The 22,714-nt window shown below is 71.3% G+C and carries 15 protein-coding genes; 5 read left to right on the top strand and 10 right to left on the bottom strand.

Annotated elements, in window-relative coordinates; all coding sequences use genetic code 11:
- Nucleotides 1–109 precede the first annotated feature (109 nt).
- Nucleotides 110–985 carry a class III extradiol ring-cleavage dioxygenase gene (locus tag FOF48_RS10025; RefSeq protein ID WP_143900324.1) on the top strand — a complete coding sequence of 292 codons (876 nt, stop codon included), beginning with the start codon at nucleotides 110–112 and terminating at the stop codon, nucleotides 983–985.
- A gap of 36 nt (nucleotides 986–1,021) precedes the next feature.
- Nucleotides 1,022–1,645, top strand: coding sequence for a YceI family protein (locus FOF48_RS10020; RefSeq protein ID WP_143900322.1), 624 nt, complete (start codon nucleotides 1,022–1,024; stop codon nucleotides 1,643–1,645).
- Between the two features lie 117 nt (nucleotides 1,646–1,762).
- Here FOF48_RS10020 and FOF48_RS10015 read toward each other — a convergent pair whose 3' ends face one another.
- From FOF48_RS10015 to FOF48_RS09995, 5 genes are all read right to left on the bottom strand, one after another.
- Nucleotides 1,763–2,509, bottom strand: coding sequence for a hypothetical protein (locus tag FOF48_RS10015; protein WP_143900320.1), 747 nt, complete (start codon nucleotides 2,507–2,509; stop codon nucleotides 1,763–1,765).
- Nucleotides 2,510–2,927: 418 nt separating this feature from the next.
- Entirely contained in the window at nucleotides 2,928–9,272 is a 6,345-nt protein-coding gene (locus tag FOF48_RS10010; RefSeq protein WP_255442028.1) for a hypothetical protein, read from the bottom strand.
- 156 nt (nucleotides 9,273–9,428) lie between these two features.
- Nucleotides 9,429–10,802, bottom strand: coding sequence for a hypothetical protein (locus FOF48_RS10005; RefSeq protein WP_143900316.1), 1,374 nt, complete (start codon nucleotides 10,800–10,802; stop codon nucleotides 9,429–9,431).
- A 51-nt stretch (nucleotides 10,803–10,853) separates the two neighbouring features.
- Nucleotides 10,854–12,071 carry a threonine ammonia-lyase gene (locus FOF48_RS10000; RefSeq protein ID WP_143900543.1) on the bottom strand — a complete coding sequence of 406 codons (1,218 nt, stop codon included), beginning with the start codon at nucleotides 12,069–12,071 and terminating at the stop codon, nucleotides 10,854–10,856.
- An 84-nt stretch (nucleotides 12,072–12,155) separates the two neighbouring features.
- Nucleotides 12,156–13,385 carry a Glu/Leu/Phe/Val dehydrogenase gene (locus tag FOF48_RS09995; RefSeq protein ID WP_143900314.1) on the bottom strand — a complete coding sequence of 410 codons (1,230 nt, stop codon included), beginning with the start codon at nucleotides 13,383–13,385 and terminating at the stop codon, nucleotides 12,156–12,158.
- A 68-nt stretch (nucleotides 13,386–13,453) separates the two neighbouring features.
- Here FOF48_RS09995 and FOF48_RS09990 point away from each other — a divergent pair, with 68 nt between their 5' ends.
- The gene (locus FOF48_RS09990; protein WP_143900312.1) at nucleotides 13,454–13,960 is read left to right on the top strand and encodes a helix-turn-helix domain-containing protein; all 507 of its coding nucleotides are present in this window, start codon (nucleotides 13,454–13,456) and stop codon (nucleotides 13,958–13,960) included.
- Nucleotides 13,961–13,981: 21 nt separating this feature from the next.
- On the opposite strand, the gene FOF48_RS09985 is transcribed toward FOF48_RS09990, so the two are convergent.
- Nucleotides 13,982–16,414, bottom strand: a complete 2,433-nt coding sequence (locus FOF48_RS09985) for a DEAD/DEAH box helicase (protein ID WP_143900310.1) — start codon at nucleotides 16,412–16,414, stop codon at nucleotides 13,982–13,984.
- Between the two features lie 68 nt (nucleotides 16,415–16,482).
- Here FOF48_RS09985 and FOF48_RS09980 point away from each other — a divergent pair, with 68 nt between their 5' ends.
- On the top strand, nucleotides 16,483–17,622 hold the full coding sequence (locus FOF48_RS09980) for an RNA polymerase sigma factor RpoD/SigA (RefSeq protein ID WP_143900309.1): 1,140 nt from the start codon (nucleotides 16,483–16,485) through the stop codon (nucleotides 17,620–17,622).
- Between the two features lie 90 nt (nucleotides 17,623–17,712).
- Here the strand turns inward: FOF48_RS09980 and FOF48_RS09975 are convergent, their stop codons facing one another.
- From FOF48_RS09975 to FOF48_RS09960, 4 genes are all read right to left on the bottom strand, one after another.
- The gene (locus tag FOF48_RS09975) at nucleotides 17,713–19,278 is read right to left on the bottom strand and encodes a beta-ketoacyl synthase N-terminal-like domain-containing protein (RefSeq protein ID WP_143900307.1); all 1,566 of its coding nucleotides are present in this window, start codon (nucleotides 19,276–19,278) and stop codon (nucleotides 17,713–17,715) included.
- 30 nt (nucleotides 19,279–19,308) lie between these two features.
- Nucleotides 19,309–20,790, bottom strand: a complete 1,482-nt coding sequence (locus FOF48_RS09970) for a hypothetical protein (protein WP_143900305.1) — start codon at nucleotides 20,788–20,790, stop codon at nucleotides 19,309–19,311.
- Between the two features lie 82 nt (nucleotides 20,791–20,872).
- Complete coding sequence (locus tag FOF48_RS09965; protein WP_143900304.1) at nucleotides 20,873–21,580, bottom strand: hypothetical protein; 708 nt, start codon at nucleotides 21,578–21,580, stop codon at nucleotides 20,873–20,875.
- 27 nt (nucleotides 21,581–21,607) lie between these two features.
- A complete protein-coding gene (locus tag FOF48_RS09960; protein ID WP_143900302.1) occupies nucleotides 21,608–21,880 on the bottom strand; it encodes a molecular chaperone DnaJ in 273 nt (90 codons plus the stop codon).
- Between the two features lie 56 nt (nucleotides 21,881–21,936).
- On the opposite strand from FOF48_RS09960, the gene FOF48_RS09955 reads away from it, so the two are divergent.
- On the top strand, nucleotides 21,937–22,695 hold the full coding sequence (locus FOF48_RS09955; protein WP_143900300.1) for a DUF4159 domain-containing protein: 759 nt from the start codon (nucleotides 21,937–21,939) through the stop codon (nucleotides 22,693–22,695).
- The last annotated feature ends 19 nt before the right edge of the window (nucleotides 22,696–22,714 follow it).

The raw sequence follows: 22,714 nt of genomic DNA, 5'->3' as shown, positions 1-22,714 counted from the left end.
TCTATCAATCTGAGAGGTGTTTCGCAGGGCTGGAATCAGAGTCCGAGTGCTTTCAATGGGTTGACGTGTTTGATGCGTTGGTCCTGGGGTTGCAGTAGAAGGCGCCACGATGGGTTCCGGGGTGGACAGACGCGAGGTGTTGCAGGGCGTGGCGGCCGCCGGGGTGGCGGGGGTGATGGGGCCTGGGCGCTCGGTCGTCCAGCCGGTGGCGCCGGCGCTGTTCGTTTCGCATGGCTCGCCGATGACGGCGCTGGACTCGGATGAGTACCCCCAGGCGCTCCAGCGCTTCGGTGCGGGCGCGGGTCCGGTGAAGGCGCTGGTGGTGGTGTCCGCGCATTGGGAGACGGAGGCCCGCGTGCACGTCACCGCGATGGCGGCCCCTCCGCTCGTCTACGACTTCTACGGCTTCCCAGAGGAGATGTACCGGCTGCGCTACGCGCCGCCGGGGGCTCCTGCCCTGTCCCAGGACGTGGTGGCGCGGTTGTCCGCGGCGGGCGTGCCCGCGGTGGCGGATGGCGAGCGCGGCCTGGACCACGGCGTCTGGGTGCCCCTGCGGCACGCGTTCCCCGAGGCTCGCATCCCGGTCATCCAGGTGGCGCTGCCGGCGGAGGCCTCGCCCGCGGTGGTGGCGCGCATGGGCGAGGCGCTGCGGCCGCTGCGCGCGGAGGGCGTGCTGCTCATGGGCAGCGGCGGGGTGGTCCACAACCTGCGCCGGGTGAATTTCAGATCCAAGCTGGCGTCGGTGGAGCCATGGGCCGCCGAGTTCGACGCGTGGGTCGCGGGAAAACTTGCCGCGCGTGATGACGTGGGGCTTCAGTCGTGGATGGATGCACCGAATGCTCGGGTCGCGCATCCATCCCCCGAGCATTGGTTGCCCATCTACTTCGTCCTCGGAGCCGCCCTCCCCGAGGACCGTCTCACCCCCGTGTTCGAGGGCTTCCATCACGGAACCTTGTCGATGCGCAGCTTCGCGCTGCGCGCCTGAACCTCGCAGTCCGCAGTCCTCCCAGGAGCTCACACCATGAAGATGTCGCTCAAGTCCGCCGTCACCCTGCTGGCCGTCGCCGCCCCCTCGTTCGCCTTCGCGTCCGCGTGGGAGATTGACTCGTCGCACTCCAGCGCGCAGTTCGGCGTGAAGCACATGATGGTGTCCACCGTGCGTGGCACCTTCAGCAACGTGAAGGGCACCGTCAACCTGGATGACAAGGACATCACCAAGTCCACCATCGAGGCGACCCTCGACGCGACCACGGTCAACACCAACGAGCCCAAGCGCGACGAGCACCTGCGCAGCCCTGACTTCTTCGACGTCGCGAAGTACCCGACCATCACCTTCAAGTCGACGAAGGTCGCGAAGGCCGGCAAGGACAAGCTGAACGTCACGGGCGACCTGACGATGCACGGCGTGACGAAGCCCGTCGTGCTAGCCGTGGAAGGCCCGACGCCCGAGACGAAGGACGCGTGGGGCAACGTGCGCCGCGGCGCCACGGCCACCACGAAGATCAAGCGCAGCGACTTCGGCCTGACCTGGAACAAGGCGCTGGAGGCCGGCGGCGTGGCGGTGGGCGATGAGATCAGCATCACGCTCGACCTGGAGACCACGAAGAAGGCCGAGGAGGCCCCGGCGGCCAAGGACGCGAAGTAGTCCTTTCGTTTCGCCGCCCATCCGGGCTGCTGAAATGAAGAGAGGGGCCTCGGTGACGAGGCCCCTCTTTTTTGTGCATCCGCAGGGAGGACCTGGGCCGTCGCGCGCACGGCCCCTTTAGTGACCTGCCCAGGCGCGGAGCTTCGGGCATTCCACGTTCGCGGTCAGCCCCTCCATCGCGCTGACCATGATCGCGCTGGCGTCCATCGGATTAACCCTCCTCACCGCGTCAATGACGTCATGGAGCCGCGTGTCCAGGCTCGGGCCACGTTCGGAGAGAATCCGCGCGATCGCGGCCTCCCACACCTCCCTCGAGGGAACCGCATCGCCAGGGATGGCGGCGGACATGGCCTGGCAGAGCACCACGGCGCTCTCCTTGAACCTCGCGAGCGACGCCTTCCGCTCGGCCTCGGTGGTGCGGAAGCGCGCCCACACCGACACCTCCACCGACGACTCCCCATCGACGGGGGGGAACGTCCACTGCCGCGCCAGCTCCTGAGCACACCCCGGATCGATGAAGGCCCCACGCACCTTCATCGTCGACTCGACGGAGCTGAGCTTTGCCACCGTGCCGTTGGCGTCGATCACGAAACGGAACAGGACCCGGTCGTCCGCGTCCGCGGGCGCCGTCCACGGAGCGGACCGTGTAGGCCCCTCCTTTTGCGGGACCTCCGCGGTGAGGCGCGGACAGACAGTCAGGGCCTGGCGCTGCGCATCGAAGACCCGGCGGACGGCATTGGGAGAAAGCCCGGGGGTCGTTTCGACGCGCTCCGCGGCGGAGACCTCGGCCGCGCGGGCGGAGAAGGACGAACAGCTCAGCATGAGCAGCGCGGCGAAGCATCGAGGGTTCACGTTCCGGAACATGGCTCACACGATAAGCGGAACGACGGGAGCGGGAGAACGCCGCGGTCGACGCGAAAGCGCCGACGCCTGGGCGGCATCGAGGAGAGCCTGGGGACTTGAAAGGGGGCCCTCACGCGCGAGTGGGGCCGCCCGTATGCACTGATGCGCGATGCCCTGCGGGCAACCGCCTCCCACGGGTACTCCCGCGCGCGGGTCTCTCCGGGGAACGAGCGCGGTCTGGAGGTGCGGGAGTGCGACGCCGGCTCGCTGCCCGGGTCCGCGGGACGCGCCGACATTACCGGGCCACGGGGCATGGGCCGGCGCTTCCGCGCCGACCCAGGTCGCTACCTCCGAAGCATCGCGCAGGAACTCAGGCCCTGTTTGCTGGCGTCGTTCCTGTGCGCGGTGGGGCGGGGGAGGCCCGCCCCTGCCTCACGCTTCAGCCCTCGGCGACGGCCTGCACGCTGGAGCGGTAGATGAAGATGCGCGCGGTGTTGGTGCGGGTGTCGGCGGGGATGACGAAGAAGCCCGGGGTGGGGCCCTTGAAGTCCTGGGAGAAGCCGGCGACCTGGCGACCGTCATTGAACGTGACGCGGATCTTCGAACCCTCCGCCTGCGGCTGACGGGCGCCCGCGGCGAGCATGAAGAAGATGGCCTTCACGCGCTTGCCGGGGATGCGCTCCGGGGCGAAGCCGCTCTGCTGCTCCAGGGAGATGGTGTCCTCCAGCAGGTCCGCGTCGCGGATGGTGCCGCGCTTCACCTGGCCTTCGACGGTGTGGATGATGACGCGGTGCTCGCCCTCCACGAAGGAGTTGGTGGAGCCCGCGAGTCCCTCCGTGGGCATGTCGAAGAGCGCGTCGTCCACGGGGCGCAGGTGGTTGGCGGACGCTGGCGTCGCCATCACAGGCGTCGCGTGGGCCATGGGCGCCGGACTCCGCGAGGCGGCGGGCGGCGTGAGCCGGGCCACGGGCAGGGAGGCGCGCGGCGGGGCCGGAGGTGGTGGCGCAGGAGGCAGGGCGGGCTCCTCCTCCTCCTCCTCGACGAGCTCGATGTCCGCGATGGGCTCGGATTCGGGCTCCACCTCCTCGACGTCCAGGGCGGGCATGGCGTCGAGGACAGGCTCCACGTCCACTGCGGGCTCTTCCCAGCCGGAGGACGGAGGAGGCTGGGCGGCCCAGGTGGGCGCGGTGATGTCGGTGAGGGAGACCTCTTCCTCGGCGACGGGCTCGCTCCATTCAGCGGCGGCGGGCGGCGGCGTCTGCCATGCGCCCGGGGCGGGCGCGGCCTCCGCGGTCATCCATTCAGGTTGGGCCTCCTGGGGTGCGGCCCAGGCGGAGCGGGCGGCCGGGGCCTCCGGTGCGCTCCATTCCGGTGCGGCGGGAGGGGACGCCCATTCAGAGGCGGCTTCCTCGACCGGGGCATCCCACGCCTGCTGGGCGTCGGTGGCCTGCTGGGCCCACTCGGACTGGGGCTCGAGGGGTGCTTCTTCCGCGGCGGCCCATTCCGGCGATGCGGTGGTGGGCGCGGTGCCTTCGGCGGTGGCCCATTCCGGCTGCGCGTCGAGCGGAGCTGCTTCCGAAGCGTTCCAGTCCGTCGGGTCGGCGGCAGGCGCCGAGCCATCGGCGGTGGCCCATTCCGGCTGGGCTTCGACGGGAGCGCCTTCGGTGGAGGACCACTCGGGTTGCGCGGCGATGGGGGCGGCTTCGTCGGTGGAGTTCCACTCCGTGGCGGTTGCCGAGCCTTCCGCCGTGGCCCACTCAGGCTGTGCCGTGACGGAAGCCGGCTCCTCGGCGGTGGTCCACTCTGACTGCGCGGCGACGGGAGTGGCTTCTTCCGCCGTGGCCCACTCCGGCTGCGCGGCCGTGGATGCGCTCTGATCAGCGGCGGTCCACTCCGGCTGCGCGGAGGGAGGTGCGGCCTCGTCCGTGGCAGCCCATTCCGTCTGCGCGGCGATGGGCTCGGCTTCTTCCGTAGAGGCCCACTCGGACTGCGCGGCGATGGGGGCGACTTCTTCTGTCGAGGCCCACTCGGACTGCGCGGCGACGGGGGCTACCTCTTCCGTGGCTTCCCATTCCGTCTGCGCGGCGATGGGCTCGGCCTCTTCCGCGGTGGCCCACTCGGGCTGCGCGGCGATGGGGGCTGCCTCTTCTGTCGTAGCCCACTCGGGCTGCGCGGCGATGGGCTCGGCTTCTTCCGTAGAGGCCCACTCGGACTGCGCGGCGATGGGGGCTGCTTCTTCCGTCGTGGCCCACTCGGACTGCGCGGCGATGGGTTCGGCTTCTTCTGTCGAAGCCCATTCGGACTGCGCGGGGACTGGTGCGGCCTCTTCCGTGGCGGCCCACTCGGACTGCGCGGCGGTAGGCGTGCTTTCGTCGTCGGTGGCCCACTCGGGCTGTGCGGCGATGGGTGCGGCTTCTTCCGTCGCGGCCCATTCGGGCTGTGCGGCGGCAGGTGCGCTTTCGCCCTCGGCGGCCCACTGCGCCTGCGCGGGGACCGGTGCGGCCTCTTCCGTCGCGGCCCATTCGGGCTGTGCGGCGAGGGGTGAGGCTTCTTCCGTGGCGGCCCACTCGGGCTGCACGGCGGTATGCGCGCTTTCATCAGCGGTGGCCCACTCGGGCTGCGCGGCGATGAGTGCGGCCTCTTCCGTCGTTGCCCACTCGGGCTGCGCGGCGATGGGCTCGGCCTCTTCCGCCGTGGCCCACTGCGACTGCGCGGCGAGCGCCGAGGGGGCTTCCTCGGTCGCCCATTCGGGCTGTGCCTCGATGGGTGCGGCTTCTTCCGTGGCAGCCCATTCCGTTGCCGGGGCGGCAGGAGCGGCTTCTCCCTCGGTGGCCCATCCCGACTCGGCTTCGAGGGGCGTGGCTCCCGCGGAGCCGGCCCATTCCGACCGAGCTTCCGCTGACGTGTCACTCGCTGAATCAGATCCGGCGGTCGCTTCCGTCGTGGCCCACTCGGACCGGGCCTCGATCAACGGAGCCTCCGACGTGGTGGCTGCCCACCCGGCATCGGTGGCTGGGGTCCCCCACGCGGCTTCGTTCGTTCCGGTCGCGGTTGGCTGTTCGGTCGACGGAGTGTTGGACCACTCCGGTGTTGCGTCTTCCGAGGCCGACGCGGCCCACTCGGGCTGCAACTCGATGGGCGCGGACGCTTCGGACGGCTGTGCCCACGTCGGGGTTTCGGCGGCGGGCTCCACGGCGTCGGAGGCCCACTCGGGCTGCAGCTCGATGGCCGCCGATGCATCCTGCAATCCGACGGTCGCGGTCGCGTCGGAAGGTTCGCCCTCGGCGGACCACTCCGCCTGTGCATCCTGGCTCGCGGTGTTCCAGGCCGACTGTTCGGTGGACTGCGCCTCGGCGAGGGATTCGCTCGCGGTGGCCAGTGGCACGGCCTCGTCGGCGCGGCCGTTCAGCTCGCCCCACTGTTCCGACGCGACCGCCGTGTCCGCTTCCAGCTCGACGTCATCCGTGCCGATCTCCACCGTGTCGGCTTCGATGTCGGGTCCAACCGGAATGCTGCGGATCCGCAACGACGGGATGCCCGATTCATTCGCGAACGGGGAGGGCGGCGCGGTGAGCAACGGCTGCTCTTCTTCGGCGCCCAGGTCGACCGCGTCGAAGGTCGGAGTCTCCGTGTCCGAGGCTTCCGTCACCGTGTCGCCAGCGCTCCATGCCGCCGCACCACCTTGCGCGACGTCGCTCGCATCCAGGGCGATCTCCTCGGCGGGCAGTTCCGTCGAGGTGGCGCCATCGGCCTGCCACGTCGCCACGGAAGGGTCCGCGTGGAGCGCGCTCACTTCAGCGGAGGTCTCGGCCGGTGCCCCATCGCTCTGCCACGCCGATGCGACATCGTCCGAGCCGAGTGCGATCTCCTCGGAGGGGGCCTGCGTGTCGGGCTGCCACTCCGCCGCGACATCGCTCGCTTCGAGCGCGATCTCTTCGGCAGGCGTCTCCGCCGCAGCGTTCGTGCTGGACGAACCGCCGTCGACAGGAACTCCCGACTGCTCAGCACTGGTGGGCTGCCACTCGGTGGCGACATCCTCGGAGTCGAGAGCGATCTCCTCGGAGGCCGCCTGCGCCGATGCATCGCCATGGGCCTGCCAGGTCGCGACAGCTCCCGAGTCGGGCGAACCTCCCTCGGCCGTCGAGCCACTGTCGGACTGCCACTCCGCCGCGACCTCACCTGCGTCGAGCGAGATCTCCTCGGCGGGCGTCTCCGCCTGAGCGGAGTCACCCGACTGCCACTCCGTGGCGACGTCATTCGCGTCGAGCGTGACTTCATCCACGGCAGCTTGTGCCGAAGCCTCGGTGCCTGCCTGCCACTCCGTGGCGACTTCGTTCGCGTCGAGCGCGATGGCGTCGGCAGGCGCTTCCGGGGTCACACCACCGTCGGCCTGCCACGTCGCCGCGACCTCGTTCGAGCCGGCAGCGCTTTCTCCGGAAGGGGCTTCCGTGGGAGCACTCGTGTCGGACTGCCACTCCGTCGCGACATCCTCGGACTCGAGCGCGATCTCCTCGGCGGGGGCTTCCGCCGAAGCATCCGCACCGGACTGCCACTCCGTGGCTACAGCGCTCGACTCAAACGCACTCGGCTCGGCGGACGCTTCGGTGGAAGCGCCGGTGCCGGACTGCCACTCCGCGGCGACATCCTCCGAACCCAGCGCGATCTCTTCAGCCGGAGCCTCAGCGTTCGTCTGCCACGTCGCAGCGACGTCGCTCGATGCGTACGCGGAAGCGTGCGTGTCACCACCGGACTGCCACTCCGCCACGCTGTCGTGCGCGGTGGCATCCGCCTGCGCGCCATCACCGGCTTGCCACTCCGTGGCGACATCGCCCGAGCCCAGCGCGATCTCTTCCGCCGGAAGACTACTGGTGTCGGACTGCCATTCCGCCGCGCTGCCGTGCGCGGCGACATTTGCCTGCGCGCCATCACTGGCCTGCCACTCCGCGGCGACATCGCCCGAGCCCAGCGCGATCTCTTCGGCCGGAGCACTCGTGCCAGCTTGCCACTCCGTCGCGCCGCCGTTCGCCTGAGCGTCACCGCCGGTCTGCCACTCCGCCGCGACACCGTGTGCCTGAGCGTCACCACCGGCCTGCCACTCTGTCGCCGCGACACCGTGGGCCTGAGCGTCACCACCGGTCTGCCACTCCGCCGCGCTGCCATGCGCGGAGGCATCCGTCTGCGCCTCACCCGCGGCCTGCCACTCCGCCGAACCCCCGGGCTCGGGCTGCCACTCCGTGGCGACGTCCTCCGTGCCGAGCGCGATCTCTTCCGCCGGAGTCTCCGTCTGGGCGTCACCGCCGGCCTGCCACGTCGCCGCGTGGGCCGTCTCCGGCTGCCACGCTTCGGCGACATCGCCAGCCTCCAGGGCGATCTCCTCCGCGGGCACTTCCGTGGCCTCGGCGCTGTCGGTCCACGCCTCCGCGATATCGCCCGCGCCGAGCGCGACCTCTCCACCCTGATCCGGCGCTCCCGCGACAGGGGCCGCATCCGCCCCCCACGCCGCGTCGCCGCCGCTCACGTCGGTGGCGATCTCCTGCGCCGACGCCTCGAGCACCGCCTGATCCGCGGGCGCGGCGGCCTCCGTCGTCGCGACGTCGCTCCAGTCCCAATCCGCCGACCCACCCGGGGCCGTCGCCGCCGGCTCCACCGCCAGCGGCGCCGCGTCGAGCGCGCTGTCTCGAGTCTCCTCGGGGTCCACCGCCAGGGGCGCCGCGTCCCACGCCGCGTCCATCGGGGCAGGCGACAGGTCCTCGGCCATCACCGCCTCGGCCTCGGGCTCGGCCTCCAGCAGCGCCGCTTCTCCCGCCGCGTGCTCGGCGGAGGCCAACGCCTCGGCCATCGGATCCAGACCCGAGGTCGCCGGGGCCTGGGCCTCCGACTCGACCTCCATCGACAGGTCCGCGAACGAGTCCTCCAGCGAAGGCTCGGGCGCGGCGGCCACCGGGGCCGGCGTCGCCGTGGACAGCCCGGAGAAGTCCTCCTCGGCGCCCGTATCCCACGCTTCCGCCACCGGCGCCGGCGCCGCCGCGGGCTGCTGGGGCATCCACGGCGCGGGTTCACTCAGCGAGGGGATGTCGACGTCGTCGGTGCTCAGGTTCAGGCTGTCCGGCTCCACGGGCGCCAGCGGGGCATACCCACCCTGCGGCTCCCCCGTGCCCTCCGCGTAGCCGGTCCAGCCCCCCGCGTTCGGATCCACCGGGGCCGCGTTCGGGTCATACGCCGCGTTCGGGTCGTAGCCCTGCTGCGCCCATGCCGCCGCCGCGTTCGGATCATAGGCGGCCGCGTTGGGGTCATAGCCGGCGGGGTAGGCGTACCACTGGCCGTCCTCGCCGTAGTAGCCCTGGGGCTGCTCGTAGCCGGCGGGGTAGGCGTACCACTGGCCGTCCTCGCCGTAGTAGCCCTGGGGCTGCTCGTAGCCGGCGGGGTAGGCGTACCACTGGCCGTCCTCGCCGTAGTAGCCCTGGGGCTGCTCGTAGCCGGCGGGGTAGGCGTACCACTGGCCGTCCTCGCCGTAGTAGCCCTGGGGCTGCTCGTAGCCGGCGGGGTAGGCGTACCACTGGCCGTCCTCGCCGTAGTAGCCCTGGGGCTGCTCGTAGCCGGCGGGGTAGGCGTACCACTGGCCGTCCTCGCCGTAGTAGCCCTGGGGCTGTTGCTCGGGCTGGGCCCACGCCTGGGCCGCCGCCGCGGTGTCCGCCGCGTCCTGGATGCCCAATAGGCCGCGCAGCTCGACCCAGCGAGCTTCCTCGACGGCGGACAGGCTTCCCAGCTTCCGCTTCTCATCCAAGAAGCGGAATTCTCTCATCGCGGCGCGCGTATCGGACATCCGTCACCTTGCTGCGCCAGCGTCCAACGGGGACCGCCGCAGCGAAAATCTTGGAGGCCCGCGAGTGTAGGGGACTCCCGCCAGGGGGTAAACCAATCCGCCAAGCCCGACCGGCCGCTACCTCCCCGAGAGGGCGCCACGCACCGCCTGGTCCAGGCCCGCGAAGTCCTTCTCGTAGGTCTCCTTCAGGGCGTCCTGGAAGGACAGCGCCATGCCCGCCTTCTGGATGAAGTCCAGCAGCTTCTCCTGTCCCCCCAGCCGCACCAGCTCCTGCACCGCCATGGCGGACGTCGCGTAGGCGACTTCCGGCTGGGACATGGAGATGGGCGCCTGCGAGTCCATCTGGGACAGCGTCGGCAGCTGGCCCTGCTTCGCCTGGCCCCGCATCATGTCCAGCAAGTGGCGAGGGGGGCCGTCCAGCCCCAGGTAGCGCCACTCGATGTATTCGGCGAGGCCCTCGTTGAACCAGCGGGGCAGGGCGCCGGCGCCGCGCGGGCAGATTTCGTCCACCGCCGCGTGCACGTACTCATGCACCAGCGTGGCCTTGGTCATCTGCGTCAGCTCCGCCGCGTCGTTCATGCGGATGGCGTCATCCGCGTACAGCCCGGCGACCCGGGCCGCGTACGTGGCGCCCAGGTGCGTGCGGAACTCGTCGCGCGTGTAGAGCACCACGTCCAGCTGCCGCTCGCGGGCGCGGCCCAGCGTCCGCTGGGTGAACTCATAGGCCTCCTCGAGCGCGGAGACGACCTTGCCCTCGTACTCGGCGCGCTGGCCGAAGTCGCGGTCGCTGTTGAAGTAGCGGATCGCGAACCGCCGGTTGGCGCGCACGCGCATGCCGTCCTTGCCCACGCCGGACTCGTAGTTCAGGCCGGCCGGGCGGATGTCCACGTCGCCTTTCGTCGCCTTCGCCTGGCGCGTGTCACCCGGGCCGGGCTCGCCGTTCAGCCGCTTCTCCACCCGCTCCGCCTCGCGCCGCGCCGTGTCTTCCTCCGACACCTTCGCGCGCGCCAGCTGCATCAGCTTCCGCGCCTCCGCGGCCTCCTTCGACTTCGCGGGCACCCGCTCCAGCGTGGCGAGCGCCCCCGCCGAATCCGCGTCCTGCAACTGCAGCTTCCCCAGCTCCAGCGCGAACGCCCCGTCCTTGGGGAACTGCTCCAGGCCCTTCTTCAGCGCCTCCTCCGCGGAGGCGCGCTGGTCCGTCTTCAGCGCGGAGCGCGCCAGGCACCGCAGGCCCCCGGCCGTCTCCTGGAAGGCCACGGCGCGCTCGCCCAGCGAGTACGCCATCACCGCGTCCTCCGCGAGCAGCGCCTCGCAGCCCTTGAGCAGCGGGCCCGCGACCGACGGGCGCTGCGCCTCCGGGTAGCCCGCGGGGTCCGCCGCGGCGAACGCGAGGTACAGCTCCTCCCATTGCTTCTGGGCGGCCAGCTCCTTCGCCTGCTGCGCGGGAGGGGCGGCGGAGAGGAGCAGCAGGGCGATGAGGGGCGTATTCATGGACTCCGGAGTATCGCCGAAGCCCCGAGCGCCCGCGCAAGCTCTCCCGTTCTACGTCCGGGCGACCTGCCAGCCCTGGGACTCCAGCGCCGTCATCAGCTCCTGGATGTGGGCATGCCCGGTGGTCTCCAGCATCACCTCCACCGTGGCCTCGCCCAGGCCCGCCTTGGAGAAGGCGCGGTCGTGGTGCAGGTCCACCACGTTGGCGCGCATCTCCGCGATCTGCGTGGTGAGCCGGGCGAGCATGCCGGGCCGGTCCGGCAGCCGCACCTCCAGCTGCACCAGGCGGCCCGCCTTCACGAGGCCCCGCTCGATGATGCGGCTGATGACGTTCATGTCGATGTTGCCACCGCCGACGATGATGGCGACGCGCTTGCCCTTCGCCTGCGGCACCCGCCCATTGACGAGCGCGGCCAGCCCCGCGGCCCCCGCGCCCTCCGCCACCGACTTCTCCTGCTCCAGCATCATCAGGATGGCGGCGGCGATCTCCTCCTCGTCCACCGTCACCACCGCGTCCACGTACTTGCGCACGTGCTCGAAGGTGATGTCCCCCGGCACCTTCACCGCGATGCCGTCCGCGATGGTGGTGCCCGCGGCGGTGAGCTCCGTGCGCTTCCCGGCATCCAGCGACGCCTTCATGCTGGCGATGGTGGAGGCCTGCACGCCCACCACCTGGATGTGCGGGTGGGTCTCCTTCAGCGCGCACGCCACGCCGGAGATGAGCCCGCCGCCCCCCACCGGCACCAGCACCAGCTCCAGGTCCGGGCACTGCTCCAGCAGCTCCAGCCCGATGGTGCCCTGGCCCGCGATGACGTGCACGTCGTTGAACGGGTGCACGAAGACCAGGTCCTCCGCGGCCTGGATGCGCAGGGCCTCCGCGTAGGCCTCGTCGAAGTTGGCGCCCTTGAGCACCACGCGCGCGCCGTAGTCGTCGCGCGTGCGCGTCACCTTGATGAGCGGCGTGCGCTCCGGCATCACGATGGTGGCCCGGATGCCCAGCCGCCGCGCGTGGTACGCCACGCCCTGCGCGTGGTTGCCGGCGGAGGCCGCGATGACGCCGCGGCGCTGCTCCTCCGGCGTGAGCGTGAGCAGCTTGTTGAGCGCGCCGCGCTCCTTGAAGGCGCCGGTGCGCTGGAGGTTCTCCAGCTTGAAGTACACCACCGCGCAGTCGGTCTTCTCGGTGAAGTAGTCCGACGCGGGGCACGGCGTGGGGCGCAGCGCCTTGCGGAGCCGCTCGCGCGCCGCCTGGATGTCTTGCAGGGTGACCATCATGGCGGCCGTGTAGCGGAAGCCGACCCCGCGTGGAAGCGACGCGGAGCCCACGCCTGCCTGGCCGCGCCGCGGCGCCCCGCGTCAGATGCCGCGCAGCACCGTGGCCTTGCCCACCCGCCCGATGGCCAGGATGTAGGCGGCCGTCCGCATGGAGACCTTGCGCGAGCGGGCGATCTGCGCCACCCGGTCGTAGGCCTCCTTCATCGTCTTCTCCAGCTCCGCGTTGACGCGGTCCTCCTCCCAGGAGACGTGCTGGAGGTTCTGCACCCACTCCAGGTAGCTGACCGTCACGCCGCCCGCGCTGGCCAGGATGTCCGGCACCACGAAGATGCCGCGCTTCTCCAGGATGTCGTCCGCCTCCGGCTGGGTGGGGCCGTTGGCGCCCTCCACCACCAGGCGCGCGCGCACGCTGTTGGCGTTGTCGCGGGTGAGCACGTGGCCCAGCGCCGCGGGGATGAGGACTTCGCAGTCCGCCGCGAGCACGTCCTCGTTGGTGCACGGCGTGCCGCCGCTGAAGCCGGTGACGGTGCCGGTGCGCTTGACGTGCTCGAAGAGCGACGGCACGTCCAGGCCCTGCGGGTTGTACATGCCGCCCAGCACGTCGGACGCGGCCACCACCACGCCGCCGTCGCCCCAGATGAGCTGCGCGATGTGGCTGCCCACGTTGCCGAAGCCCTGGATGGCGAAGCGCGTGCCCTTCACCGGCATGCCCAGGTCGCGCAGGATTTCACGGCACACGTACAGGAGGCCCCGGCCGGTGGCGGCCTCGCGGCCCTTGGAGCCGTACAGCTCCAGGGGCTTGCCCGTCACCACCGCGGGCGAGTGCCCGTGGTAGCGCGAGTACTGGTCCATCACCCACGCCATCACCTGGGGGTTGGTGTTGACGTCCGGCGCGGGGATGTCGCGCGTGGGCCCGATGACGTCTTGAATCTGATCCACGAACTTGCGCGTGAGCCGCTCCACTTCCTTGAGGCTCATCTGCGCGGGGTCGCACGCCACGCCGCCCTTGGCGCCGCCGTAGGGCACGTTCACCACCGCCGTCTTCCACGTCATCAGCGACGCGAGCGACACGCACTCGTCCTGGTCCAGCGCGGGGTGGTAGCGCAGGCCGCCCTTCATGGGGCCCCGGCTGTTGTCGTGCTGGATGCGGTAGCCCAGGAACGTGCGGATCTCTCCGGAGTCCATCTCGATGGACACCTGCACCTTCACCTCGCGCAGGGGCGTGGCGAGCAGCGTCTCGATGGGCGTGCCCACGTCCATCACCCGCGCGGCCTTGCGGAAGTAGTAGTTGGTGCCGTCGACGGCGTTCATGGCGGGCGTCACTCCTGAGGGGAGGCGGAAAACCTTAACAGAAGGGGTGCGCTACGATGGGGACGTCCATGCGCCCCCGCCCCCCGGACATGAGCGACGCCGGCTCCTCCCTGCTGGGGCTGGCGCGGCGGATCCGCACGCTGCGGGAGCGCCGGGGCCTGACCCAGGAGGACTTCGCCGCCCGGTGCGACATCTCCGTGAGCTTCGTGTCCCTGCTGGAGCGCGGCGAGCGCAACCCCAGCTACGACACGCTCCTCCAGGTCGCGGCCGCGCTGGAGCTGCCGCTGGGGGAGCTGTTCCGGCTGGAGGACGCGGAGGACGCGGAGGCTCATCGGCTGGTGGACTGGGTGCGGCGCAGGGGGCTGGGCCGGGAAGACGTGGACCGCCTCCTGGCCGTGGCGGAGGCGATGTTCAACGGCGGGCCGGAGGCGCTGGGCTCCGTGACGAGGACCCTCTCCACTCCGGGCTGCACCGCGCCGGAGTGTGGCCGGCCCGTGCTGGCCCGGGGGCTGTGCACCGCGCACTACCACCGGGCCCGCAGGAAGAAGGCGCCTCCCGGACCGGAAGGCGCCTGACGGCGGGGCGGAAGTCGCCCGCTACTTCCGCTTGGCGCGCTCCACCTTCAGCGTCTTGCCCTCGCCGTGCGGCTTGCCGTGGGTGGCCTCGAAGCCGGCCACGTCCTCTTCCGCGACGAAGACATACGCGTACGTGGGGCGCAGGTCCGTGCGCAGCACCTTGCCCGCCGGAGCGCCCGCGGCCTCCAGCGCGGCGGTGACGCCCGCCTCGTCCAGGCCCTCCTGCCGGCCCAGGCCCACCCACAGGCGCGCCTGACCGGGGACGTCCGGCAGGGACTCGTGGCGGGGGCGGCGCTCCTCGCGCTGGCCGCGCGGACGGTGCCGCTCCAGCTTCAGCGCCTTGTCGCCGTGCGTCTTGCCGTTGAGGGCCTCGAAGCCGGGGGCCTCCGCCTCCGGCACGTAGACGTAGCCGTAGGTGGGGCGGGTGAGGGCCTTGAGGACCTTGCCGCCCGGGGCGCCCAGGGACTCCAGCGTGGCGGGCAGCTTCGCCTCGTCCATGCCGTCATCCACGCCCAGGTTCACCCAGAGCTTCACCTCGCCGGGGGCCGCGTCCGGGGACGGGGGCGGGCGGGTGCTGGTGGCGTCGCGCTCGCTGCGCGGCTTGCTCTTCTCCACGCGCAGCGTCTTGCTGCCGTGCTGCTTGCCGTTGAGGGACTCGAAGCCCGCGGAGTCCTCCTCCGCCACGAACACGTACGCGAACGTGGGGCGCAGCTCCGCGCGCACCAGCTTGCCCACCGGCGCGCCCGCCTCCTCCATCGCCGTGGCGATGCTGCCCGGCCCCAGGCCGTCCGCGGTGCCCAGGTTCACCCAGAGCTTCGTCTCACCGGGGCCCGGCTCCAGCGCCGCGGGGGACGCTCCGCCCCGGCCACGCTCCCCGCGGTCCTCACGTCGGGGCTCGTCGCGGCGCGGGCGGCGCTCGCGGTCCGGGTGCTCGTCGCGGCGGGGACGCTCGGCGCGCTCGGTGCGCTCGCCCCGGTCCTCGCGGCGGGGACGCTCGCGGTCGCGGTCGCGGTCCTTGCCCCGGCGCTCCACCGGCTTGCGCTCCACCGGCTCGCGCTTCTCCGCTTCGCCCGCGGCCTGGGCCTTCTCCATGCGCAGGTGGCTGAAGAAGTACTTGATGAGGAAGGCGATGAGGTCGTCCGCGTCGCCGCGCGTCTTCAGCTGCGCGGCCAGGGGCAGGAAGCCCTCGAAGATGCTGGAGCCCGTGGCCTCGCGGATCTCCCGCACGTGGCGCTCCGTCCAGAGGCGCATGGCCTCCTCCGGGGCGGGCATCTCGCGCATCTCGAACTTGATGCCGAACTTCTTCTCCAGCGCGGTGAACGTCGCCAGCTCGCGCCCGGAGAAGAGGTTGATGGCGGTGCCCTTGTTGCCGATGCGGCCGGTGCGGCCCACGCGGTGCAGGTACACGGCCGGGTCCTCCGGCAGGGAGTAGTTGATGACGTACTCCAGCCCGGAGATGTCGATGCCGCGCGCCGCGATGTCCGTGGCGACCATGAAGGCCACCTCGCCGCGCTTCACCTTGCCCATCACCCGCTCGCGCTCCTTCTGCGGCAGGTCTCCGTTGAGCAGCTCCGCGTCGAAGCCGTTGCGGTTGAGCACCGCGGTCACCAGCGCCGTGTCATCCCGCGTGTTGCAGAAGATGATGGCGTTGGAGGGCTCCTCCTTCTCCAGCACGTAGATGAGGTTGCGCGGCTTGGGGAACTGATCCGACACGTCGTAGCGGATGTGGTGGATGTGCTCCACCGTGAAGACGTCGCCGGACAAGAGCAGCGTCTCCGCGTTCGTCGTGTAGCGCGCGATGAGGTTCTGGATGTCCGTGGGGACGGTGGCGCTGAAGAGCAGCACCTGGCGCGTCTTCGGAAGGCGGTCGAGGATGCGGGTGACCTCCTCGTAGAAGCCCTGGTTGAGCATCTCGTCGGCTTCGTCCAGCACCGCGTGGTCGCAGCCGTCCAGCTTGAGGTTGCCGCGGTTGATGTGGTCGAAGACGCGGCCGGGGGTGCCCACGATGATGGGCGTGCCCTCTTCCAGCGCGTCCTCCTGCTGCTTCATGGAGGCGCCGCCGTAGATGGCCGCCACCTTCACGCCCTTGTGCTTGGCCAGCAGGGTGAGCTCCTCCGCCACCTGCAGCGCCAGCTCGCGCGTGGGGCAGAGGATGAGCGCGCGGACGCGCTTCTCGTCAGCGGGGATCTTCTCCAGCAGGGGCAGGCCGAAGGCGGCCGTCTTGCCGGTGCCCGTCTTGCTGCGGACGATGAGGTCCTTGCCCGCCATCGCGGGGCCGAAGGCCTTGGCCTGGACAGGGGTGGGGTTCGTGTAGCCGCGCTCCGCCAGTGCGCGGCGGAGGGGCTCGGAGAGGTTCATGTCGTCGAAGCCGATGTCCGCGATGTATTCGCCGGGACGCGTCGGGGCTTCGTCAGGCGCCGGGGCTCCCGGCGTGGGCTCTTGGATGTCGCTCATCGGGCATGGGCATAGCCCCTGCATTACCCTCTGGCAACAATCGCGGCACTTTGGGGTATGGAGCGCGCATGGCGAATGGGAGGAAAAGAACCAATGGTCCGGCCGCCCCCCGGCCCCGCGCGAAGCGCCCGGCGGCCGCCGCCCGCTCGCAGCCACCCCAGGAGTCCTCCGGGGAGGAATTGGAGGAGACGCCCCCGCTCCAGGACCCGGAAACCCTGGAGCCGGACCTGTCGGAGCTGAACGAGGCGGAGGCGGAAATCGAGGAGCCCGCCCCCCGAGCGCCCCGGCCCGCGTCCCGGACCGCCTCCGGCACGCTGCTTCGCGCGGAGTCCGCGTCCGCCCTCACCAACCGGGACCCCCTCCAGGCCTATATGGCCGAGGTGACGCGCCACCCGTTGCTCACCCGGGAGGAGGAGCACCAGCTGGCCAAGGAGTACCAGGCCTCGGGGGACGTGCGGGCGGCCTACCGCCTGGTGGCCTCCAACCTGAGACTCGTGGTGAAACTGGCCCACGAATACCACCGCAACCCCCTGTCCCTGCTGGACCTGGTGCAGGAGGGCAACATCGGGCTGATGCAGGCGGTGAAGAAGTACGACCCGGACCGGGGCGTGAAGCTCAGCAGCTACGCCGCCTGGTGGATCCGCGCGTACATCCTCCGCTACATCATGGACAACTGGAAGATGGTGAAGCTGGGGACCACGGAGGCCCAGCGGAAGCTCTTCTTCAAGCTGCGCCAGGAGCAGGAGAAGCTCGTCGCCCAGGGCTTCGAGGCCAGCCCGCGCCTGCTGGCCGAGCGCCTCAACGTCACCGAGCAGGACGTGGTGGAGATGGACCAGCGGCTGGGGCACGACGAGCTGTCCATCGACGCGCCGCTGGGCAACGACGAGGACTCCCGCGCCACCCGGGCGGACCGCTACCTGCCGTCCGGCGCGGTGCCCGCCGACGAGCGCCTGGGCTCCGAGCAGCTCAAGGCCCTCTTCCGGGAGAACCTCAACGCCTTCGCCCAGACGCTGGAGGGCAAGGAGCGCTACATCTTCGAGCACCGCCTCACCGCGGACGAGCCGCTCACGCTCCAGGACATCGGCGACAAGTACGGCGTCAGCCGCGAGCGCGCGCGGCAGATTGAAGCGGCCCTCATCAACCGGATGCGCGAGTTCATGCGCGAGCGCATCCCGGACTTCGACATGGTGGCGGTGCCCAAGGGCTGACACTCGGGCGCGCGGGGCGCCTCGGCCCTGGAGGCCGAGGCACAGCCGCGAAGTCGCCCGGGGGGCCCTGTCGCGCCGGGCTCCCCCGGCCTACTTCCAGGGCCGGGAGATGACGCAGGCGTTGATGCCGCCCACGCCCATGGACAGCTTGCCCGAGCACCCCTCGGGCGCGGCCTCCTCGCGGTCGAAGACGAAGCGGCCGTGCACCTTGGCGATCTGCTTGTTGAGCTCCGGGGCGGCCAGCGGCGTGGGGAACACCTTGCCCTGCTCCGCGCCCAGGTACTGCGCCGTGAGCTCCCAGCCTCCGCCCGCGGACATGCCGTGGCCGAAGGTGCCCTTGCGCGCGGTGATGAGCACGGAGTCGGGCAGCACGTCGCGCAGGTTCTGCACCTCCAGGAAGTCCCCCGGGGTGGCGGTGGCGTGCAGGTCCCAGCTGCCCACGTCCTGGGGCTGACAGCCGGCGGCGTCCAGCGCCTCGCGGATGGCCAGGGTGGGGCCTTCCTTGGACGGGGTGATGATGTGGTCGGCGTCCGCGGTGACGCCCACGGCGACGGGCTCCAGGCCCAGCGCCTTGAAGCCCTTCTGCGTGAAGTGCTCGTAGTCGCCCACCACCCACACCACCGCGCCTCCGGCGATGTGCGTGCCGCGCAGCGCGGTGAGGGGCTTGGACACCGCGGCGTCCGCGGAGATGACGCGCGCGTTGTAGAAGCCGCCCACCACCAGCGGGTTGGGCGCCGCGTCCGTCATGCCCAGCACCACCGCCTTGGCCTCGCCCAGGCGGATGGCGTTCATGGCCAGCTTCAGCCCGTAGCCGAACGACGAGCACGCGGCCACCGGCGCGAACGTCATGCCGGTGATCTGCCCCAGCATGGACACCTGGGAGGCGGGCGTGTTGTGGATGTTCCACAGCACGTTGGAGGACACCGCGTTCCACGGCGGCTCCGGCGCGTTCCACTTCTTCTGCAGGCGCCCGTTGCGGGTGCGCTTCTCCTTGATGACGGCGAGCTTGGCGGACTCCACGTCGCCCTCGTCGGGCACGCCAATGGCTTCAATCTCGCGCAGCTCCTCCAGGTACTCGCGCAGCTCCGGCGAGCGGCTGGCCCAGAAGTGCCACCAGTCGTCCTCCGCCTTGTCGCGCTCCACCTCTTCGATGGTGGAGGGCTCCGGGGGCAGGCCGGTCAGGGGCTCGCGCGTCTCGCGCCACTGGCGCAGGGCGCCGTTGCGCTCGGGGCTGGCCCAGAAGCGGTCCCACCGGCGCTGGGCGCGGTAGAGGTCCAGGGAGATGTGCTGGATGGTGGGCAGGTCGCCCAGGCCGGTGCCCACGTAGACGTGCGCGCGGGCGCCCAGCGCCTGGAGCTCCTTCTCGATGCCGGGGTTCTGCGACAGCGACTGGATGAAGGCGCCGATGGCGTACTGCGTGGGCTGCCCCATCTTCCGCTCCAGCTGGGAGAAGCGGTTGGCGGGGAAGCGCGCGTCGATCCACGGCTTGTAGTCGGCCAGGTTGAACGTGGGATTGCCGACGAGGAAGTTGTCCGGACCGAAGCCGTTGAAGGGGGTCAGCCAGGTTTCGGACGACTCGAGGTTCTTCGCGAACGCCTCGATGTTGGGGGAACGCGGGGCGACCACGCCCCAGCCGAAGATTCCGACTCTGCGCACGGGTGTTTCCTCCGCCGCCCGGGGGGAAGGCTACAGCGGCTGGATCTTGAGGTTGTCGAAGTGGACGCGCGACTGCCAGCCCGAGAACCCGAAGTACTGGTTGCCGGGGCCTTGGAGCGGGGACGCGTCCTGGAGGGACAGGAAGGGCTTGCCGTCCACTTCCCACGACAGGAGTCCGTCCCGCCGGGTGATCTTGAAGTGGTAGCGCTGGCCAGGGGTGACGACCGCGCCATCACGCACGGCGCGGTCGTTGGTGTGCTCGTGCTGGCGGGCGATGATGGACTGCGTGTTGCGCCAGCCGCCGAAGATGAAGACGTAGCCGGTGGCGGTGTACTGCAGGCGCGGGTCGCCCGCGTAGAAGGAGCGGCCGTCGCCCCACGCCTCCACCTTCATGTCGCCGTCGGCGCTGTCGCCCCAGGCGTCGAATTCGATGGTGGCGTTCTGGGGCAGGGGCTTCTTCAGCCACACCGGGCGGTTGCCCAGCCCCTGCACCACCAGCGCGCCGTCCTCCAGCTTCACGCCCGCGGGGTGGGTCACGTTCCAGGCGTCGCCCAGCGTGTCGCGGTTGAAGTCGTCCTCGGAGGGGCCCGGGGGCAGGGTGGGCTCCGGCTTCGCGACCAGGGTGGCCGGCAGGGTGTCCGGCGTGCCGACGCGCAGGTTGTCGAAGAACAGCTGGGACTCCCAGCCGGACAGCCCCAGCCGGTCATGGCCCGGGCCCTTGAAGGGGAACGGGTCGTCCAGCTCCGCCACGGGCACGCCGTCGATGGCCCACTTGAGCACGTTGCCGCGCCGCTCGATGCGCCAGTGGTACGTGCGGCCCGCCTGGATGGGGGCGCCCACGCGGGACTCCACGCGCATGGCGGTGTCCTTCTGGAAGACGCCGGTGGCGACGAGGTCCGCGCCCTGGCCGCCGCCCTTCTCCGCGACGCGGGCCGCGCGGCGCTGGAGCGCGTCCAGCGCGGGCGCGTTGATGTCGCGCCGGGCGATGACGGACAGGCTGTTGTTCCACCCGCCCTGCACCAGCACGTAGCCGGACGCCGCGTCGCGGCCGTTGCCGTACAGCTCCACCCGGATGTCGCCCTCTGGATATTCGGGGCGCACGTCGAACTCCACCGCCACGTCGTCCGGCAGCGCGGCCTTCAGCCACAGGGGGTTGTTCTTGGGCGCGGGGCCCAGGAGCTCCCCGCCCGTCGTGCGCCAGTAGGCGCCGGTGGAGAAGAAGTCGCGGGCGACGACGGCGGGGTCGTTGAAGGACTGCGCGTAGGGGATGGTGGCGCTGACGTCCGCCTGGCCCCGGAAGAGCGCGTAGTGGATGAGCGGGAACTGGATGAGGACGACGGCGCCGGCGAGGACGGCCCAGCCCTTGCGGCTCAGCCCTTCGGGCTTCCGCCAGGCTTCATGGGGCGCCGCGGGAGTCGCCTGGGGCCCCTCCGGGGCCGGCGGGACGGGAGTACCCGTGGGGGACTCCACTGGGGGCTGCTTGTCCTTGTCCTTGCGGCTGGCCTGGCCCATCGATGCTCGGGGAACGGGAGGGGGAAAGGCGGCGGAATCTACGCTCCGGCCCCCCCCGCGTAAAGGATTGCCGGGTCAGGGGCTACTTGACCCCCCACCGCTTCTCGAGCGCCTGCTGCTCCGCCAGGCGCTGCTTCTGGCGCAGGCGCTCGGCCTTCTGCTGATCCGACTCCTCGGGCGTGGGGCGCACGGCCAGTTGATAGACGCTGCCCGCCAGGGCGAAGAGGAGCGCGGCGATGATGACGCCCCAGGGGCGGCTGGCCACCGCCTCCACGACGCCCCCGAACTGGTGCAGCGCCGCGAGCGCGCCAATCACCAGCAGCCACGCGCCCACCACGGACGCGACGATGCCGCTCACCTGCCGGTGGAGGAAGGCGCCGGCCAGGCCCCCCACGATGAAGCCCGGCGCGAAGCCGAGCAGGAAGTCGCTGGGGCCGGCGATCTGCCCCGCCAGGAGGCCCAGCGGCACGCCCAGGCCCACGAAGGTGATGGCCGGGGGGAAGAGGAAGCCCAGGGCCATCAGCGCCGCGGCCACGAAGGTGGGCAGGCGCGGATCCAGGTCCATCAGGTTCAGCCGCTGGGTGACGGCGCCCGTCCACACCAGCCCCAGCACCGCGCCCACCGGGCCCGCCACCAGCCGGAACAGCTTGCCTCCGCCCGCCAGCAGCAGCACCACGCCCACGACGGCCACGACCCCGCCGGTCCACATGGGCAGCAGCCGATAGATGCCCACCCAGCCGGAGGGGTTGAAGGTCTGGTACGACTTGAGCGCCAGGAGGAAGCCTTCCATGGCGCTCCATCCTACCGACAACCGCCGCTACGAATAGCGGGTCAAGGCGAGCCCCAGCAGCACCGCCAGCACCACGGCGCCCAGCAGCGCGTAGCCGTAGAGCGCGCGGGGCGTGGCGGTGGCGCGCAGCAGGTCTTCCAGTCTCTCCCGGACTTCCGGGGAGGGGTCTCCGGCGAGGAGGGCCCGGGCGTCCCTCCGGGCTCCGGCCACGTCACCGGCCTCCTTGCGGGCCCAGGCCGCGCGCACGACTTCGGAGCCGGGGGCGCCGGGCGCCGGGGGCGTCTGTCCGCCTTTCGCCATGGGTCGCCTCTATACCAGGGAATGCTGGCACCGGCCGACGGTATAAGCAGGTCCCCATGCCCGTACGGCCCCTCTCCCGTCGAAACCTCCTCCTCGGCACCGCCGCGCTCGTCCCGCTGCTGTCGGGGCGCGCGTCCGCCTTCGGCGAGAAGAGCCGGTTCATCCCCGCCGTGGCCCGGCATGGGGGCCGGTGGGACGGCCGGCTGTCTGGCCTGCGGCGGCTCGCGTGGGAGCTGCAGCGGCGCACGTCGGTGGAGGTCGTGCCGGACGCGCGCCCGTTCGCGCTGAGCAGCCCGGACCTCTTCGAGTACCCGTTCCTCTACTTCGGGGGCGACGGCGGCTTCCCGGCGCTCACCGACGCGGAGGTGTCCAACCTGCGCCGCTACCTCACATATGGCGGCTTCGTGTTCGGCGACGCCAACGACGGCAGCGACGGGGACGGCTTCGACGCCAGCTTCCGCCGGGAGATGGCGCGCGTGTTGCCGCAGAGCCCGCTGAAGGAGGCGCCGGGGACGCACGTCGTCTTCAAGTCCTTCTTCCTGTTGGACGCGGCGCCCGGGCGGCTGCTGCACAAGCCGCTGCCGCTGGTGGCGAGCGTGGGCAAGCGGGCGGCGGTGATCTATTCGCAGAACGACGTGGCGGGGGCCTGGAGCCGCAGCGAGGCCGGCGACTACGAGTTCGACGTGTCTCCGGGGGGCGAGCCGCAGCGGGAGCTGGCCATCCGCCTGGGCATCAACCTGTGCATGTACGCGCTGTGCCTGGACTACAAGGACGACGCGGTGCACCTGCCCCTCATCCTCAACAAGCGGCGCTGACGTGCCCTGGCGCGCGACC

It is taken from the genome of Corallococcus sp. Z5C101001 (genome assembly GCF_007352635.1).
Taxonomy (GTDB): domain Bacteria; phylum Myxococcota; class Myxococcia; order Myxococcales; family Myxococcaceae; genus Corallococcus; species Corallococcus silvisoli.
The sequence above is the reverse complement of the archived record's forward strand: the minus strand, read 5'-3'. Positions and strand labels throughout refer to the sequence as shown.